This is a genomic window from Pseudocitrobacter corydidari, from assembly GCF_021172065.1.
Lineage (GTDB): Bacteria > Pseudomonadota > Gammaproteobacteria > Enterobacterales > Enterobacteriaceae > Pseudocitrobacter > Pseudocitrobacter corydidari.
On the sequence record NZ_CP087880.1, the window covers coordinates 2,899,548 to 2,917,337 of the forward strand.

Sequence of the window (17,790 nt, forward strand, 5' to 3'; positions counted from 1 at the left end):
TTCCTGTATTAGTCAAACTCCAGTTCCACCTGCTCCGAACCAATAAGGCCACGCAGATCGTTGAGTAAACGATCGCTCGGAGAGACACGCCACGTTGCACCGAAACGCAACCGCGCACGTGCATCCGCCCTCTGATAGTAGAGATGTACTGGAATTGTCCCAGAGCGGTGGGGTTCCAGAGACTGACGGAGTCGGTTTAAAAGCTGGTCATCAATTTGCCTGTCCGTCAGCGAGATAGCAAGCCCGCGAGCGTATTTTTCCCGGGCTTCGTCAATATCCATAACTTCGCGGGCCATCATTTTAAGCCCGCCGCTGAAGTCATCAAAGCTGACCTGTCCGCTGACGATAAGTATGCGGTCTTTTTCCAGCAAATGCTGGTATTTATCCAGAGCCTCGGTAAACAACATGACTTCGAGACGCCCGGAACGGTCATCCAGCGTGCAGATGCCGATACGATTGCCGCGCTTGGTGACCATTACCCGCGCCGCAATGACGAGCCCCGCAGCCGTGGTCACTTTACCACGTTCTGTCGGATGCATGTCTTTTAGCCTGTAGCCTCCGACATAGCGCTCAATTTCTTTTAAATACTGGTTAATCGGGTGGCCCGTCAGGTACAGACCTAACGTTTCCCGTTCACCATCCAGCACCACCTGTTCCGGCCACGGCTGGCAGTTGGCGTAGGACTGTTCAATTTGCTCCGGCTCTTCCGCCAGCACGCCAAACATATCGGCCTGCCCGATGGCTTCTGCCTTCGCGTGTTGATCCGCTGCTTTCAGCGCATCGCCAAGCGAGTTCATCAACGCCGCGCGGTGCGGGCCAAGCCGGTCGAACGCCCCGGACATGATCAGTTTTTCCAGCACGCGACGGTTCAGTTTTTTGGTATCAGTGCGCGCGCACAGGTCGAACAGTTCGCGGAAATAGCCGCCATTGTTACGCGCTTCGATGATAGCCTCAATCGGCCCTTCACCGACGCCCTTAATCGCGCCGATACCATACACGATTTCCCCGTCATCATTAACGTGGAAATGATATAAACCGGAGTTAATGTCAGGCGGCAGGATTTTCAGCCCCATGCGCCAGCACTCATCCACCAGCCCGACCACCTTCTCGGTGTTGTCCATATCCGCGGTCATTACCGCCGCCATAAACTCTGCCGGGTAGTGCGCTTTCAGCCACAGCGTCTGGTAGGAGACCAGTGCATAAGCGGCGGAGTGCGATTTGTTAAACCCGTACCCGGCGAATTTCTCCACCAGGTCAAAGATTTTCATCGCCAGTTCGCCATCAACACCGCGTTTTTTCGCGCCTTCTTCAAACGCGCCGCGCTGCTTGGCCATCTCTTCGGGCTTCTTCTTACCCATTGCACGACGCAGCATATCCGCGCCGCCGAGGGTGTAGCCAGAGAGTTCCTGGGCAATCTGCATCACCTGTTCCTGATACAGGATGATACCGTAGGTCGGCTCCAGTACCGGTTTCAGACATTCGTGCTGCCACTGAACGTCCGGGTAGGAAATTTCTTCGCGACCATGCTTACGGTCGATAAAGTTATCTACCATCCCTGATTGCAACGGACCCGGACGGAACAGGGCCACCAGTGCAATCATATCTTCGAAGCAGTCAGGCTGAAGACGTTTAATCAGATCTTTCATGCCGCGCGATTCAAGCTGGAATACCGCCGTGGTTTCCGAGCGTTGCAGCATGTCGAAGCTTTTCTTGTCATCCAGCGGAATGGCGGCGATGTCCAGCGGCGGCTCACCGTGCTTCTCGCGGCGGGCGTTGATCATCTCCAGCGCCCAGTTGATGATAGTCAGCGTACGCAGGCCAAGGAAGTCGAACTTCACCAGCCCGGCGTATTCCACGTCGCTTTTATCGAACTGGGTAACCGGGTGCTGACCCGCTTCATCACAGTAAAGTGGCGCAAAATCGGTGATTTTTGTCGGCGAGATCACTACACCACCGGCGTGCTTCCCGGCGTTTCGGGTAACCCCTTCCAGCTTACGCGCCATGTCGATCAGCGCCCTGACCTCTTCGTCCGCTTCGTAGATTTCCGGCAGCTGCGGTTCCGCTTCAAACGCTTTCGCCAGCGTCATCCCCGGATCGGGCGGCACCAGCTTAGAGATGCGATCGACGAAGCCGTACGGATGACCGAGCACGCGCCCTACGTCGCGAATAACCGCTTTTGCCGCCATGGTACCAAAGGTGATGATCTGCGATACCGCGTCACGACCGTACATTTCCGCCACGTGATCGATAACCCGGTCGCGTTTCTCCATACAGAAGTCAACGTCGAAGTCAGGCATTGAGACACGTTCCGGGTTAAGGAAACGTTCGAACAGCAGGTCAAATTCCAGCGGATCGAGGTCGGTAATTTTCAGCGCATACGCCACCAGCGAACCCGCACCGGAACCACGCCCCGGCCCTACCGGCACGCCGTTATCTTTCGACCACTGGATAAACTCCATAACGATCAAGAAGTAACCAGGGAAGCCCATCTGGTTGATTACTTTAAGTTCTGTTTCCAGACGTTCATCATACGGCGGACGGCGTTTTTTACGCTCTTCCTCGTCCGGGAACAGAAACGCCAGACGCTCTTCCAGGCCCTCATGGGATTTGGCAACCAGGAAGTCTTCGGTGCTCATATCCCCGGTCGGGAACTGCGGCAGGAAGTATTCACCCAGACGTACCGTGACGTTACAGCGCTTTGCAATCTCGACGCTGTTTTGCAGCGCTTCCGGGATATCAGCAAACAGCTCGCACATCTCCTCTTCGCTGCGCATGTACTGCTGCGGCGAATAGTTGCGCGGGCGTTTTGGATCATCAAGCGTAAAGCCATCGTGGATGGCGACGCGAATTTCGTGCGCGTCAAAGTCGCCGGTTTCCAGGAAACGGACGTCATTGGTTGCCACAACCGGCAGACCGCGCGCTTCCGCCAGCTCAACGGCGGCATGCAGATAAGACTCTTCGTCCGGGCGACCGGTACGAATCAGTTCGAGGAAATAGCAGTCCGGGAAGTGCTCTTCATAGAATGAGACGCACTCTTCCACCAGTTGCATATTGCCACGCAGCAGGCAGCGCCCGACGTCACCCATCCGACCGCCTGAAAGCAGAATTAGCCCCTCTTTCAGTTCGACCAGCCAGTCGCGATCGATCCACGGGCCAGCAGCACCGTAGCCGCGCTGATAGGCGCGTGAAATCAGCAGCGTCAGGTTCTGGTAGCCCGTATTGTTGGCCGCCAGCACGGTGAGCTGCGTCATTTCATCGCCAAGCAGATCGCACTGCACGTGGAAATCTGCGCCGGCGATCGGTTTGATCCCCGCACCATGGCCTGCACCATAGAACTTCACCAGACCGCACATGTTGGTGAAATCGGTGATCGCCAGTGCAGGCTGGCCTAACGCCGCCGCCTTTTTCACCAGCGGCGCCGTTTTCGCCAGGCCATCGATCATGGAGTAGTCACTGTGCACCCGAAGGTGTACGAAACGTGGTTCAGCCATTGTTAGATCCCGCGTTGCTTACTGAGGGCGTAGATAGAGTCAGGATACCAGACCCAGCGCCCGTTTGACCGGGCCAAAACTGCGTCGGTGGTGCTCGGTGGCACCGTATTCTGCCAGCTTTTCCAGATGAAAAGCGGTTGGGTAGCCTTTGTGCTGGGCAAAGCCGTACTGCGGAAATATACCATCGAGGGCTGCCATTTCGGCGTCGCGCGTCACTTTCGCAATGATAGACGCGGCGCTGATTTCCGCCACCCGGCTGTCGCCCTTCACCACCGCCATTGAAGGCATCGGTAACGCAGGGCAGCGGTTGCCATCGATGAGTACATATTCCGGCGCGATGCTTAACCCGGCAACGGCACGCTGCATCGCCAGCATCGTGGCATGCAAAATGTTCAGCTCGTCGATTTCATGGGGTTCTGCGCGGCCCAGGCTCCAGCAGAGCGCTTTCTCTTTGATTTCATCAAACAGCGCCAGACGGCGTTTTTCGCTCAGCTTTTTGGAATCATTCAACCCTACAATCGGGCGGGCTGGATCGAGGATCACCGCCGCCGTCACCACAGCGCCGACCAGCGGGCCACGGCCAACTTCATCCACACCAGCCACTAAATGGGTGTGCGGATACACAAATTCAATCATCGTGCTAACTCCAGAACCGCGTCAGCTGCCTGCTCATCGGCATTACAGCGGATTTGCAAATGCAGCTCGCGGAAAGTGTCGTGCATAGCGTGGCTGGTTTTGCCATTCGCCAGCAGCGGCAGTAACGCATCAGCCAGCGCCTGCGGCTGGCATTCGTCCTGCAACAGCTCTTTCACCAGCTCGCGCCCGGCGAGCAGGTTAGGCAGCGACACATAATCCGTTTTAACCAATCGTTCCGCCAGCCAGAAAGTGAACGGTTTCATACGATAACCCACCACCATCGGGCATTTTGCCAGCATGCATTCCAGCGCCGCCGTACCGGAGGCCAGCAGTGCCGCATCGCTGGCAACCATCGCTTCACGCCCCATGCCATCCAGCAGGTGAACGTGGAGATCCGGCGCAACCTCGGCCTTAATGCGTTCGAACTGTTCACGGCGTTTGGCATTTACCAGCGGGACCACCACTTCCAGATCCGGATAGTGATGACGCAGGATTTGCGCCGTTTTCAGAAAATCAGCGCTGAGCATTTCCACTTCCGCGCCACGGCTGCCCGGCAGCAGGGCCAGACAGTGCGCATCGTGCGGAATACCCAGCACATCCCGCGCCGCGTTTTTATCGGGATCCAGCGGCATGGCGTCGGCCATGGTGTGTCCGATAAAGCGGCAGGGAACGTTAAATTTGTCATAAAACGCTTTTTCGAAAGGCAGAAATGCGAGCACCAGGTCAGTGGCTCTGCCTATTTTGAAAACGCGTTTCTGGCGCCAGGCCCAGACGGACGGGCTGACATAGTGAATGGTTTTAATGCCCTGCTTCTTCAGGTTGCCCTCAAGCGTGATGTTGAAATCCGGGGCATCAATGCCAACGAAAACATCGGGTTGCAGCTCAGTAAAACGCTTTGTGAGATCGGCACGAATGTGTAGAAGACGACGCAGGCGCCCGAGGACTTCGACAATCCCCATCACCGCCAGTTCTTCCATCTCATACCAGGCTTCACAGCCTTCAGCCTGCATACGCGGGCCGGCAACGCCGACAAACCGCGCATTGGGAACCCGCGCCTTGAGGGCACGGATCAGGCCAGCGCCAAGAATATCGCCGGAAGTTTCTCCGGCGACCAGGGCAATCGTTAATGGACGCTGCTCAGTCATTAACGAATCAGACCGCGAGTTGAACGCGCGAAGAATTCCGTAAACGCTTTAACTTCCGGGTACTGCTCAGCCAGTTCAGCGATTTCAGCTTTCGCTTCATCCAGCGTTTTACCGTTACGGTACAACGCCTTGTACGCATTACGGATAGCAGTAATCGCCTCACGGCTAAAGCCGCGGCGTTTCAGACCTTCGATGTTCACCCCAAACGGCGTGGCATGGTTGCCCTGCGCGATCACGAACGGTGGAACGTCCTGCGCAACGCCGGAACAACCGCCAACCATCACGTGCGCACCAATGATGCAGAACTGATGGACAGCAGTCATACCGCCGATAATTACGTAGTCGTCGAGCGTCACGTGGCCTGCCAACGTGGCGTTGTTGGCAAGGATACAGCGATCGCCAAGCTGGCAATCATGCGCGACGTGCGCGTTGATCATCAGCAGGTTATCGCTACCCACCTTCGTCAATCCACCGCCCTGTACTGTGCCACGATGAATGGTGACGCTTTCGCGAATGCGGTTGCGATCGCCAATCTCCACACGGGTGGGTTCGCCAGCATATTTCAGATCCTGGTTCACTTCACCGATGGAGGCGAACTGATAAATCTCGTTATCACGGCCAATTTTGGTGATGCCGTTAACTACAACGTGAGACTTCAGTACGGTACCTTCGCCGATTTCGACGTCGGCCCCCACAATACAAAACGGGCCAATGTGAACGTTAGCACCGATAACGGCACCTTCTTCAACAATGGCGGTAGGATGGATAAAGGCGGTTTTATCAATCACGGATCAGGCCTCCCGGCTACGCGCACACATCATAGTCGCTTCGCAAACAACCTTGCCGTCAACCAGCGCAACGCCTTTAAAGCGAGTCAGGCCGCGACGGGTTTTCTCGAAGGTGACTTCCATAATCATCTGATCGCCAGGCACAACCGGGCGCTTGAAGCGCGCTTCGTCGATACCTGCGAAGTAGTAAAGTTCGCCTGGTTCCAGTTTACCCACGCTTTTGAACGCCAGAATACCGGTCGCCTGCGCCATCGCTTCCAGAATCAGCACGCCAGGTAAAATCGGCTTACCAGGGAAGTGACCCTGGAAAAACGGCTCATTTACGGAAATGTTTTTCACTGCGCGCAGAAAACGACCTTCTTCAAAATCCAGCACGCGATCAACCAGTAAGAACGGGTAACGGTGCGGCAGAAGTTCTAAAATCTCTTCAATGTGCAGAGTATGAGTGTCGGTAGTCAAAATACTCTTCCTGTCAAAATATACTGAATGGCAATAATAACACGGCCTGCCGGATTTTCAGAAAGCCGACAGGCCGATAAATGTCGCTCCGTCATCACAGGGCTTAGCCCAGTCAATTCGGCGACAATCCAATGTGGGTGACTGTTTAGTCTTGTTGATTGATCTTGCGCTCTATAGCCTTCAGGCGCTTGCTCATATCATCAATATTCATCACCAGTGCTGCTGTCTTACGCCACGCCTTATTCGGCTGAAGCGGAATACCAGAAGAATAGACGCCAGGCTCAGTAATCGGGCGCATCACCATGCCCATGCCGGTTACTGTCACCTTGTCGCAAATTTCCATGTGTCCGTTAATGACGCTGGCACCGCCAATCATGCAGTAACGGCCAATTTTCAGGCTACCGGCCATAATGACGCCGCCGGCAACGGCGGTATTGTCGCCAATCACCACGTTGTGCGCAATCTGGCACTGGTTATCAATGATAACACCGTTGCCGATCACCGTATCGTCAAGTGCGCCACGGTCAATGGTGGTACAGGCGCCGATCTCCACACGATCGCCAATAATCACGCGACCTAATTGTGGGATCTTCACCCAGTTACCGCGATCGTTAGCGTAACCAAAACCATCCGCACCGATCACGGTGCTGGACTGGATCAGGCAATTCTCACCGATCTCGATGTCGTGGTAAATACTGACGTTTGCCCACAGACGTGAGCCTGCGCCGATTTTCGTCTTTTTACCGACGAAACAGCCTGCGCCAATCACCACGTTATCGCCAAGCACAACGTCCGATTCTATCACCGCGTTGGCGCCGATAGAGACGTTTTTGCCGAGCGTCGCCGTAGGATCGATAACTGCGCTGGGAGCGATATCCTGCGCCGGTTGCGGCGTGGTATCTAAAATTTGGGCCATACGGGCGTAAGTCAGGTAGGGATTCTTCACTACCAGCGCCGCGCTTTTGGCAAAAGGAAGATCGTCTGCGGTCATGACAACGGCAGAGGCCTGGCAAGCGGCCAGGTGCTCACGGTATTTAGGATTCACCATGAACGTAATATGGCCTGTGGTCGCGGATTGCATGGACGCGACAGCGGTGATGACGATATCGCCATCACCGTGTAATTCCGCATCCAACTGCTGCGCGAGATCAGCCAGTCGAATTGAAGGCATTACTTATTTAACCTGTTTCAGTACATCAGCGGTGATGTCTTTAACATCGCTGCTGTTGAATGCAACGGCGTTAGCGTCAACAACCAGGTCGATGCTCTGGCTGCTTGCAACAGATTTCACAGCAGTCTGGATACGGGTAACCAGTTTGCCGCGCTCTTCGTTGGTACGACGCTGGCGATCCTGCTCAAATGCCTGAGCTTTCTGTGCGAAAGTCTGGCGCTGAGAAGTGATGTCTTTTTCCAGCTTGGTGCGGTCTGCACCTGCTTTCATGGATTGCAGACGCTGCATTTTAGACTGCAGGTCGCCTTCCATACGCTGAAGTTCGCTGGCACGGCCTTTGAACTCATTTTCCAGCGTGCTGGAAACACCGGTTTTCTGTGCAACTTGTTGGAACAGGTTGCCCATGTTAACAATTGCGATTTTATCTGCTGCCTGAGCAGACGCAGCCATTGCTAAACCTAAACCTGCAGCTACTAACCACTTTTTCACAATAAAACTCCTTACCATCCCATGCGTACCCGAAGGTACCGTTTTTTGTGTGGCCCGAAGGCCACTTAACGCTATGCCTATACAGCGTCACTACACTGCACTGCATTCCTTTGCAAGTGAGCAATTACCAGGTTTTACCAATGTTAAACTGGAACTGCTCGGCTTTGTCTCCATCGTATTTCTTGAACGGCTGGGCGTAGGAGAAGACCAACGGCCCCAATGGGGACATCCATTGTAATGCGATACCCGCAGACATACGGATGTTGCTTGGATCGCTGTAGTCAGGGATCCCCGCAGCACGCGTCTCTGCAGTGTCTTTCCAGTTAGTATCCCACACGGTACCCGCATCCCAGAAGACAGAAGTACGAATAGAGTTCGCGTATTTATCGCTCACGAACGGCGTAGGTACAATCAGTTCCATGCTGGCAACAGCCATGGCGTTACCGCCGACTGCATCATCTGAATTACAGATGCCAGGTTTGCCGTCTTTAGTGGTTTCACAGTTATCGGTGCCCGGACCATAGTAAGCCGCTTTAGGACCGATGTTGTTCGACTGGAAGCCACGCACGGTGCTGGAACCACCGGCATAGAAGTTTTCATAGAACGGCAGTTCTTTGCCGCCCAGGCCATCACCGTAACCCCAACGTGTACGACCCAGAACAACCCACTTGTGGTCGTCATCAATTGGGAAGTAGGACGCGGTATCCAGCGTGACTTTATAGAACTCGTTATCAGAGCCCGGAATCGTGACCTTACCGTTCAGGTTAACGCGCGAACCGTCCGTCGGGAAGTAACCGCGGTCCAGTTTGTTATACGTCCAACCATAGTTGAAGGTGAAGTCATCCGCCGAGAAGTTATTATCATCGGACGTCGTGCTGGCATTCTGACCAATTGAATCCAGATAACGGTTCATCGCTACCTGCGGCTGCATGTTAGACAGGTCGTTATGGACATAGCCCAGACCCGCACGCAGCGTGTTGTATTCGTTGATCGGGAAGCCCAGCGTGCCATCTACACCATAACTTTTGTTGGTATAGGAGGAGAGGTCTGCATCATCTGCTTTAAAGTCATTGTAGAAGATACGACCGCCGAGGCTCACACCATCGACCGTAAAGTACGGGTTGGTCACAGAAAACTCAGAATAGGTCTGGTAGTCGTTCTTGGTGCCGTTGATACCAACGGAATAGCCCGTTCCTAACCAGTTATCCTGCTGTACGCCAACCTGGAAGCTGACGCCGCTTTCCGTACCGTAACCGATACCGAAGTTAAAGCTACCGGTGTTACGCTCTTTAACCTTGTAAACCACATCCACCTGGTCCGGGCTGCCCGGTACGCGTTGGGTGTCGGTATCGACGGTTTCGAAGTAACCCAGACGGTTCAGACGCTCTTTACCCTGGTCAACTAAATCGCTGCCCAGCCATGCCCCTTCCATCTGGCGCATTTCGCGACGCAGAACGGCATCTTTTGAGGTGTCGTTACCTTCAAAGCGGATTTTGCGCACGTAGAAACGGTTACCCGCGTCAACGTTCACATGCAGCTTAACGGTTTTATCCGCATCGTTGATTTCCGGCTGAGACTGAACGCGCGGATAGGCGTAACCATAGCGACCCAGAAGCTTTTTAATGTCATCTTCCATTTTGGTCACTTTGGTGCCGTTATACAGCTCGCCCGGCTCGATTTTGGTCAGCGCTTCGATTTCAGCGGAGTGTCCGGCCAGATTGCCGCTCACCTGTACGCTATCGAGTTTGTACTGATCGCCTTCCGTCACGTTAACGGTGATGTAGATGCCTTTTTTATCAGGCGTCAGGCTCACCTGCGTGGAGTCGATGTTGAAACGTGCGTAACCGCGATCCAGATAGTAGCTGCGCAGGGTTTCAAGGTCGCCCGCCAGTTTCTGTTTCTGGTATTTGCGATCGCCCACCACGTTCCACCACGGCACTTCATCGCGCAGCTGGAAGTTCGAGATGAGATCTTCCGTGCTGAACGCGTGGTTGCCCACGATGTTGATCTGCTGGATTTGCGCGGAAACGCCTTCCTGGAAGACCAGTTTCAGGTCGACACGGTTACGCGGCAGCGGGGTGACAACGGCTTTTACGCTCGCGCTGTATTTACCCACGCTGTAGTAGAAGTCTTCGAGCCCTTTTTCGATATCCGAAAGCGTGGTGCGGTCAAGAGATTCACCCACGCGAACGCCAGATGCCTCAAGGTTCTGCTTGAGCATGTCATCTTTCACCGACTTGTTGCCGGAGAAGGTGATGCTGGCAATCGTTGGACGCTCTTTAACCTGAACCAGTAACGTATCGCCGTCTCTCAGGACGCGAACGTCCTCAAAGTTGCCAGTGGCAAACAGTGCGCGAATGGTATTACTGATATCGTCATCAGTTATGGTATCACCAGGACGTACTGGCATACTGAGGAGGGCCGCACCAACAGCGACTCGCTGCAAGCCTTCGAAATGAATGTCCTTCACTACGAACCCGTCAGCACCGTATACGGTCGCGCTGCTAAACAGCAGCGACGCTATAAGCAACTTTTTCATCGCCATCGTTATTATGCGTTCTTCCTAACTAACTCTCATAACCGAGAGAAATCATTGAAAAGTGCAAGCCCCATTAACAACACCAGCAATATTGAGCCAATGCGATAACTAAAGTCTTGAACTCGCTCGGATACCGGACCGCCCTTCAGCTTTTCAATCGCCAAAAACAGCAGATGGCCCCCATCTAACACGGGGAGCGGGAACAGGTTGATGATGCCGAGATTTACACTGATGAGCGCAAGAAACATCAGATAGTAAATCAACCCGTACTCCGCTGACATCCCAGCCCCCTGAGCGATCGAAATCGGCCCACTGAGGTTGTTCAGTTTGACGTCACCGGTGATCAATTTTCCCAGCATGCTAACCGTCAGCTTCATCAACTGCCACGTTTTATCCGTGGCCTGGGCGATGGCGCTAAACGGCCCATACTGGCGCACTGTTTTGTATTCGTCAGGCAGCGGGATAACTTTTGGTACCACACCCGCAAAACCTTCCGCCTTTCCGTTACCGTGTTTTGTATCCGGTATCAGCGTCAAAGACAAGGGACTCCCCTGCCTTTCGATATCTAACCGCAGTCCTTTACCGGGGTTATCACGCACCAGCGTGACAAACATCATCCAGTTTTCCAGCGGCTGACCATCGACTTTAACGATCCTGTCGCCAGCTTGCAAACCGGCTTTGCTGGCAGCAGAGTCGGCCTGAATCTCGGCGAGGACAGGTTCAATCTGCGCACCGCGCGGGCGAATACCGAGTGAAGCGATAGGATCTTCTTTATCCGGTTCGAACGCCCAGTGCTGCAAATTCAGGATTTTATCCTGACGCTGTTCACTCCCGAAAGGGGCAACAGTGAGAGTGGCGCGCTCGTCACCAATTTTAGCGACCATCGCCAAACGCACTGCATCCCAATCAGGCGTTTCGATACCATCTACGGCTTTTAGTTCCGTACCTGGTGCAATTTGTGCCTCTGCCGCAATCGAATTGGGGGTTATTTCACCGACAACCGGACGCACGCCAGGGACGCCGATGATAAACACCAGCCAGTAAGCGAAGATGGCAAAAAGGAAGTTGGCGACAGGGCCGGCAGCAATAACGGCGGCGCGCTGGCCAACCGTTTTATTGTTGAATGCGAAGTGGCGCATCTCCGGTGCAACCGGCTCGACGCGCTCATCCAGCATTTTAACGTAGCCGCCCAGGGGGATAAGGGCGATAACAAATTCGGTGCCGTGTTTATCAACGCGACGCCAGAGTGATTTCCCAAAACCAATTGAAAAACGCTCTACGCGAACGCCACAGCGGCGAGCAACCCAGAAGTGACCAAATTCATGGACGGTGATCAATACACCCAGGGCAACAATAAATGCCGCCAGATTCCAGAGTATGCTCAGCATAGACCCATCCGTTAAATCGTCCTGAAAACTAACAACAGCAAGCACGCGAATACAGGAACCGCCGCCGTCAGGCTGTCAATACGGTCCAGAATTCCGCCGTGACCGGGGATCAAATGTCCACTGTCCTTGATGCCGGCTTCACGTTTAAACATGCTCTCGGTCAGATCGCCGAGCACAGAAGCCAGCGCAGCGACAATGGAGCATATTAATAGGGTTGAGGGGGCTACGTCCAGATTTGCCCACAATCCATAGGCCCAGGAAATAACCGCAGCCGTTAACAGGCCACCGATGAATCCTTGCCAGGTTTTCCCCGGTGAAACTTTAGGCGCCAGCTTATGTTTGCCAAACAGCTTGCCAAACATATACGCGCCGGAATCCGCACCCCATACGAGGATCATGACATACAGCAGCCACAGCGCGCCGCTGTACTGGTTGTCGTCATAGTGCCAGGCGCGCAACGCCACCATGCCCCAGAAGAACGGCACGATAGTCAGCAGGCCAAACAACAGACGCAGCGTTTTAGAGTGACGCCATGACGACGCTGAACCCGGGTAGGTCAGCACCAGTAATAGCGCCACGACCCACCAGGCCAGTGAGGCCCAGAGCGAAATCTCAACAACCGGTTGATGGAGGTTATGATGATACTCAGGAAGCAAGAAGAGCATCACCGCCAACAACAGGCCGCAAAGTACCGCCAGCCACACCCGCTGCGTACGCGAGCTAAACCCGCTCAGCTGTCCCCATTCCCACGCCGCCAGCATACAGACGACCAGCGTAACAATGGCGAACCCCACCGGCGGCAGCAAAAACAGCGCCGCAATAACAACGGGTATTAAAATTAATGCAGAAATCAGGCGATACTTCAGCAAAAGCTACCCCCATCAGGCCTTTTCGCCACCAGGCTCGGTGCCGCCGAAACGACGCTCGCGATTTGCAAAAGCATGCAGCGCACCCTCAAAGTCTTGTTCATCGAAATCGGGCCAAAGAACATCGGTAAAGTAAAGTTCAGCATAGGCGATTTGCCAGATAAGAAAATTACTGATGCGATGTTCTCCCCCTGTCCTAATTACTAAATCCACGGGAGCCAGTTCATGCATGCAGATTTGCTGACTCAGCAGATCTTCACTGATGTTGTCGGGACGGAGTAACCCTTCCTGAACCTGCTCAGCCAGTCGCTGAACTCCCTGAATAATATCCCAACGCCCACCATAATTAGCGGCGATATTTAACGTCAGCCCGGTATTATTTTCGGTTAACGCTTCCGCTTTACGGATGCGCTCCTGTAGGCGGGCGTTGAACCGGCTGGTATCACCGATGATACGCAACCGTACATTGTGGCGATGCAGGCTTTTTACTTCGCTATCAAGCGCCCACACGAAAAGCTCCATCAATGCGCTTACTTCTTGCTCGGGGCGGTTCCAGTTTTCACTGCTGAACGCATAAAGGGTTAATGCTTCAATGCCATTATTCGCCGCATACGACACGGCGCGGCGAACAGACTTCGCCCCGGCTTTATGTCCAAAGGCGCGAATCTTCCCTTGTCTCTTCGCCCAGCGACCATTGCCGTCCATGATGATAGCCACATGGCGACACCCGTGGGCAGGCACATTTTCGCTGATTGGTTGATTAGCAGACAACATAACGCGTTTTTAGTCCATGAAAAGGAATGAGCGGTACCCCGGAATACTGATATTTCTGTCGCAAAAAAGCCGTGTTGAAGCACGGCTTTCACGATTGCCCCTGAAAATAGAGGCGCAATCGGTGGCGCAGACTATATCACTGAAGCCAGACGCTAACAAATACCATGACGGTTCCCAGGCTGATAATCCTCAGCTTGCGAAACGCGTCACTTGTTTTCGCGCCACATCACGCGCATGCGCGTCAATCACCAGCACCTCATCGACGGACTGCGGCTCAGCAAGCGACATGGCTTCGAGCACTGCCTGGTTCGCCGCCGCGATATCGGTGAAGCGAATCTGCGAGTCCAGGAATGCAGCAACGGTAATTTCGTTCGCCGCATTCAGTGCGGTTGTCGCCGCCTGCCCCTGCTCGAACGCGTCCATCGCCAGCTTAAGGCAAGGGTAACGATCGTAATCCGGTTCGCTAAACGTCAGTGCGCCCAGTTTGCAGAAATCGAGCGGCTTAACGCCTGATTCCGCACGTCCAGGCCAGGCCATCGCATTGGCGATAGGCGTACGCATATCCGGCTCGCCGAGTTGCGCAATGACGCTGCCATCTTTATAGCGCACCATCGAGTGGATCACCGACTGCGGATGAATCACCACTTCCATTTGCGCGGCGGAGGCGTTAAACAGCCAGCGGGCTTCAATGTATTCGAGACCTTTATTCATCATGGTGGCAGAGTCGACGGATATTTTACGCCCCATCGACCAGTTCGGATGACGGCAAGCCTGATCCGGCGTCATTGCGCGCAGTTCACTGATTGGCGTCTCACGGAACGGGCCACCAGACCCGGTAAGCAGAATGGACGTGACGCCATGCTGCCCGAGATCAGCGTACCCCAGGTCTTGCTGAAAAGTTTGCGGCAAACTCTGAAAGATGGCGTTATGTTCGCTATCGACCGGTAAAAGTTGCGCGCCGCTGGCTTTCACCGCTTCAAGGAACAGGCGTCCGCAGGTCACCAATGACTCTTTGTTCGCCAGTAAAACCGTTTTGCCGGCATGAATAGCGGCAAGCGTCGGTACCAGGCCCGCCGCGCCAACGATGGCGGCCATCACCTGATCAACGTCGTCCAGCGCGGCCACTTCACACGCCGCCTGTTGCCCGCACATCACTTCAGTGCGGCTACCGTGTTCACGCAGCGCGATTTTCACAGCTTCGGCGCTATGGGCGTCATCCATCACCGCGAAACGCGGAGAAAACTCCAGACACTGCTCGACCATGCGATCGACGTTTTTACCGGCTACCAGCGCGGCAACGGAGAAATGCTCAGCGTTATGGCGCACAACGTCCAGCGTGCTACAGCCAATTGAGCCTGTTGAGCCAAGAACGGTTATTTGCTTCATGAAAGGTCCAGCTTAGCGACTTGAAGGGTGAAGAGTATAAATGCAAAACGCCGCCAGCAAAGCGATACGCTTCCTGTACGGCGTTTTTTCTGCAAACGAATGCAGATTAGAACTGCATCAGTTCCGCTTCTTTATCTGCCAGCGCCGCATCAATTTTCTTGATAGCCGCGTCGGTCAGTTTCTGCACGTCGTCCTGAGAACGGCGATCGTCATCTTCGCTGATCTCTTTATCTTTCAGCAGCGCTTTCACTTTGTCGTTCGCGTCGCGACGGACGTTACGCACAGAGACACGCCCCTGCTCAGCTTCACCGCGCACCACTTTGATCAGGTCTTTACGACGCTCTTCCGTCAGTGCCGGCAGCGGAACGCGGATATCAGTACCCGCAGAACTTGGGTTCAGACCGAGGTCAGACGCCATAATCGCTTTTTCGACAGCCGGGCCCATAGAACGGTCAAACACGTTGATTTTCAGCGTGCGGGTATCTTCTACCGTTACACTTGCCAGCTGACGCAGCGGAGTTGGGGTGCCGTAATACTCAACGACGATGCCGTCCAGCAGGCTGGGAGAAGCACGACCCGTGCGTATTTTGCTGATTTGGGTTTTGAACGCTTCTACGCATTTTTCCATGCGCACTTCAGCATCTTTTCTGATATCGCTAATCACGTTACGAATCCTTGAAAACTTGTCTCAGTCAGACCAGACGGTAGCACAGATGCGCTAAGTATAGTCCTGTTTAAAATATGCCACCGGGTAAGTGACCCGCATGATTAAAGCGGAATCTTACCCGTATTTGGCCTCGACGGAAATTATTCCGTGATTAAAGTGCCTTCTTTTTCGCCCATGACCACGCGACGCAGTGCGCCTGGTTTGTTCATGTTGAAGACGCGAATTGGCAATTTGTGGTCACGAGCCAGCGTAAACGCCGCCAGATCCATGACTTTCAGTTCTTTATCCAGTACTTCGCTGTAGGTCAGCTGTTCGTACATGGTCGCCGTAGGATCTTTCGCCGGGTCAGCGGTAAACACGCCATCGACTTTGGTCGCTTTCAGCACCACGTCGGCTTCAATTTCAATACCGCGCAGGCACGCTGCGGAATCGGTCGTGAAGAACGGGTTACCGGTACCTGCGGAGAGGATCACTACGCGGTTGTTGCGCAGCAGGCTAATCGCCTCTGCCCAGCTGTAGTTGTCGCACACGCCGTTCAGCGGAATGGCAGACATCAGGCGAGCGTTCACATAGGCGCGATGCAGTGCGTCACGCATTGCCAGGCCGTTCATTACCGTGGCCAGCATGCCCATGTGGTCGCCCACAACGCGGTTCATACCCGCTTTCGCCAGACCTGCACCGCGGAACAGGTTACCGCCGCCAATCACTACGCCAACCTGAATGCCCAGCTCAACAAGTTCTTTAATCTCTTGCGCCATACGGTCAAGGATGCTTGCGTCAATACCGAAACCTTCAGTCCCCTGCAATGCTTCGCCGCTCAGTTTAAGCAGAATGCGTTTGTAGACGGGTTTTGCGTTGGTAGCCATTTTCTTTCCTGCGAATGTCACGAATGGGATGATTTAAATCAGGTGACATCATGCGCTTCCTGCCGATTCGCCCCTATAAGAGCTGGCTGATTTTCACATGACGGGTACAAAAAGGAGCCGCCCTGAGGCGGCTCCGAACAGTACAATTAAGACTGTTTAGACATTGCAGCAACTTCTGCTGCGAAGTCAGCTTCAACTTTCTCGATGCCTTCGCCCACTTCAAAGCGGATGAAGCCAGTCACGTCAGCGTTGTGCTCTTTCAGCAGCTGGCCAACGTTTTTGCTCGGGTCCATTACGAAAGGCTGACCAGTCAGAGAAACTTCGCCGGTGAATTTCTTCATGCGGCCTTCAACCATTTTCTCTGCGATTTCTTTCGGCTTACCAGACTGCATCGCGATATCCAGCTGTACCTGGTATTCTTTCTCTACCACTTCAGCAGACACGTCTTCTGGTTTAACGAATTCTGGTTTGCTTGCAGCAACGTGCATCGCCAGGTGTTTAACCAGCTCTTCATCAGCGCCTTTAGCTGCAACCAGAACACCGATGCGCGCACCGTGCTGGTAGCTACCCAGAACGTCGCCTTCCAGGATTGCAACGCGACGGATGTTGATGTTTTCACCGATTTTAGCAACCAGTGCAACACGCTCTTCTTCGAACTGTGCTTTCAGGACTTCAACGTCAGTCACTTTGCCAGCAACAGCTGCGTCCAGAACTTTGTCTGCGAACGCCTGGAAACCACCGTCTTTAGCAACGAAGTCAGTCTGGCAGTTAACTTCCAGAATCACGCCGAAGTTGCCTTCGATTTTGGTTTTGATCACGCCGTCAGCAGCAACGTTGCCTGCTTTTTTAGCCGCTTTGATCGCGCCAGATTTACGCATGTTTTCGATTGCCAGCTCGATGTCGCCATTAGCTTCAGTCAGTGCTTTTTTGCAATCCATCATGCCTGCGCCGGTACGTTCACGCAGCTCTTTTACCAGGGATGCGGTAATTTCAGCCATTCTAAAATCCTCGGAAGAGTGATCCGCCCGGCCTGATAACCGAACGGATTTAAAAAAGTGAAAAAGGGGCCATAAAGGGCCCCTTAACCAAACTTGATACTACCTGGTCTATAAGGGGGCTCTAACG

At 54.0% G+C, this 17,790-nt stretch carries 15 protein-coding genes; all 15 read right to left on the reverse strand.

Annotated features, from left to right (window positions below; all coding sequences use genetic code 11):
• Positions 1–8: 8 nt before the first annotated feature.
• The gene (gene dnaE, locus G163CM_RS13585; protein ID WP_231825326.1) at positions 9–3,491 is read right to left on the reverse strand and encodes a DNA polymerase III subunit alpha; all 3,483 of its coding nucleotides are present in this window, start codon (positions 3,489–3,491) and stop codon (positions 9–11) included.
• 39 nt (positions 3,492–3,530) lie between these two features.
• A complete protein-coding gene (gene rnhB / locus G163CM_RS13590; RefSeq protein WP_108476959.1) occupies positions 3,531–4,127 on the reverse strand; it encodes a ribonuclease HII in 597 nt (198 codons plus the stop codon).
• Complete coding sequence (gene lpxB / locus G163CM_RS13595) at positions 4,124–5,272, reverse strand: lipid-A-disaccharide synthase (RefSeq protein ID WP_015965834.1); 1,149 nt, start codon at positions 5,270–5,272, stop codon at positions 4,124–4,126. The genes rnhB and lpxB overlap by 4 nt, the downstream gene beginning before the upstream one ends.
• Positions 5,272–6,060, reverse strand: a complete 789-nt coding sequence (lpxA, locus tag G163CM_RS13600; RefSeq protein ID WP_231825327.1) for an acyl-ACP--UDP-N-acetylglucosamine O-acyltransferase — start codon at positions 6,058–6,060, stop codon at positions 5,272–5,274. The genes lpxB and lpxA overlap by 1 nt, the downstream gene beginning before the upstream one ends.
• A 3-nt stretch (positions 6,061–6,063) precedes the next feature.
• Positions 6,064–6,519, reverse strand: a complete 456-nt coding sequence (gene fabZ / locus G163CM_RS13605) for a 3-hydroxyacyl-ACP dehydratase FabZ (protein ID WP_015965836.1) — start codon at positions 6,517–6,519, stop codon at positions 6,064–6,066.
• Between the two features lie 145 nt (positions 6,520–6,664).
• Positions 6,665–7,690: a UDP-3-O-(3-hydroxymyristoyl)glucosamine N-acyltransferase gene (lpxD, locus tag G163CM_RS13610; RefSeq protein WP_231825328.1), complete on the reverse strand. Its 1,026-nt coding sequence runs from the start codon at positions 7,688–7,690 to the stop codon at positions 6,665–6,667.
• Between the two features lie 3 nt (positions 7,691–7,693).
• A complete protein-coding gene (gene skp / locus G163CM_RS13615) occupies positions 7,694–8,179 on the reverse strand; it encodes a molecular chaperone Skp (RefSeq protein WP_041686314.1) in 486 nt (161 codons plus the stop codon).
• A gap of 124 nt (positions 8,180–8,303) precedes the next feature.
• Entirely contained in the window at positions 8,304–10,724 is a 2,421-nt protein-coding gene (bamA, locus tag G163CM_RS13620; protein WP_231825329.1) for an outer membrane protein assembly factor BamA, read from the reverse strand.
• 29 nt (positions 10,725–10,753) lie between these two features.
• On the reverse strand, positions 10,754–12,106 hold the full coding sequence (rseP, locus tag G163CM_RS13625; protein ID WP_015965840.1) for a sigma E protease regulator RseP: 1,353 nt from the start codon (positions 12,104–12,106) through the stop codon (positions 10,754–10,756).
• Between the two features lie 11 nt (positions 12,107–12,117).
• The gene (gene cdsA, locus G163CM_RS13630) at positions 12,118–12,975 is read right to left on the reverse strand and encodes a phosphatidate cytidylyltransferase (protein ID WP_231825330.1); all 858 of its coding nucleotides are present in this window, start codon (positions 12,973–12,975) and stop codon (positions 12,118–12,120) included.
• Positions 12,976–12,987: 12 nt separating this feature from the next.
• Complete coding sequence (gene ispU, locus G163CM_RS13635) at positions 12,988–13,746, reverse strand: (2E,6E)-farnesyl-diphosphate-specific ditrans,polycis-undecaprenyl-diphosphate synthase (RefSeq protein ID WP_231825331.1); 759 nt, start codon at positions 13,744–13,746, stop codon at positions 12,988–12,990.
• A 189-nt stretch (positions 13,747–13,935) separates the two neighbouring features.
• Positions 13,936–15,132 (reverse strand): 1-deoxy-D-xylulose-5-phosphate reductoisomerase, encoded by a 1,197-nt coding sequence (gene ispC / locus G163CM_RS13640; protein WP_231825332.1) that lies wholly within the window; start codon positions 15,130–15,132, stop codon positions 13,936–13,938.
• Positions 15,133–15,238: 106 nt separating this feature from the next.
• Complete coding sequence (gene frr, locus G163CM_RS13645) at positions 15,239–15,796, reverse strand: ribosome recycling factor (protein ID WP_231825333.1); 558 nt, start codon at positions 15,794–15,796, stop codon at positions 15,239–15,241.
• Between the two features lie 143 nt (positions 15,797–15,939).
• Positions 15,940–16,665, reverse strand: a complete 726-nt coding sequence (gene pyrH, locus G163CM_RS13650; protein ID WP_015965845.1) for a UMP kinase — start codon at positions 16,663–16,665, stop codon at positions 15,940–15,942.
• A gap of 146 nt (positions 16,666–16,811) precedes the next feature.
• A complete protein-coding gene (gene tsf, locus G163CM_RS13655; protein ID WP_015965846.1) occupies positions 16,812–17,663 on the reverse strand; it encodes a translation elongation factor Ts in 852 nt (283 codons plus the stop codon).
• Between the last annotated feature and the right edge of the window lie 127 nt (positions 17,664–17,790).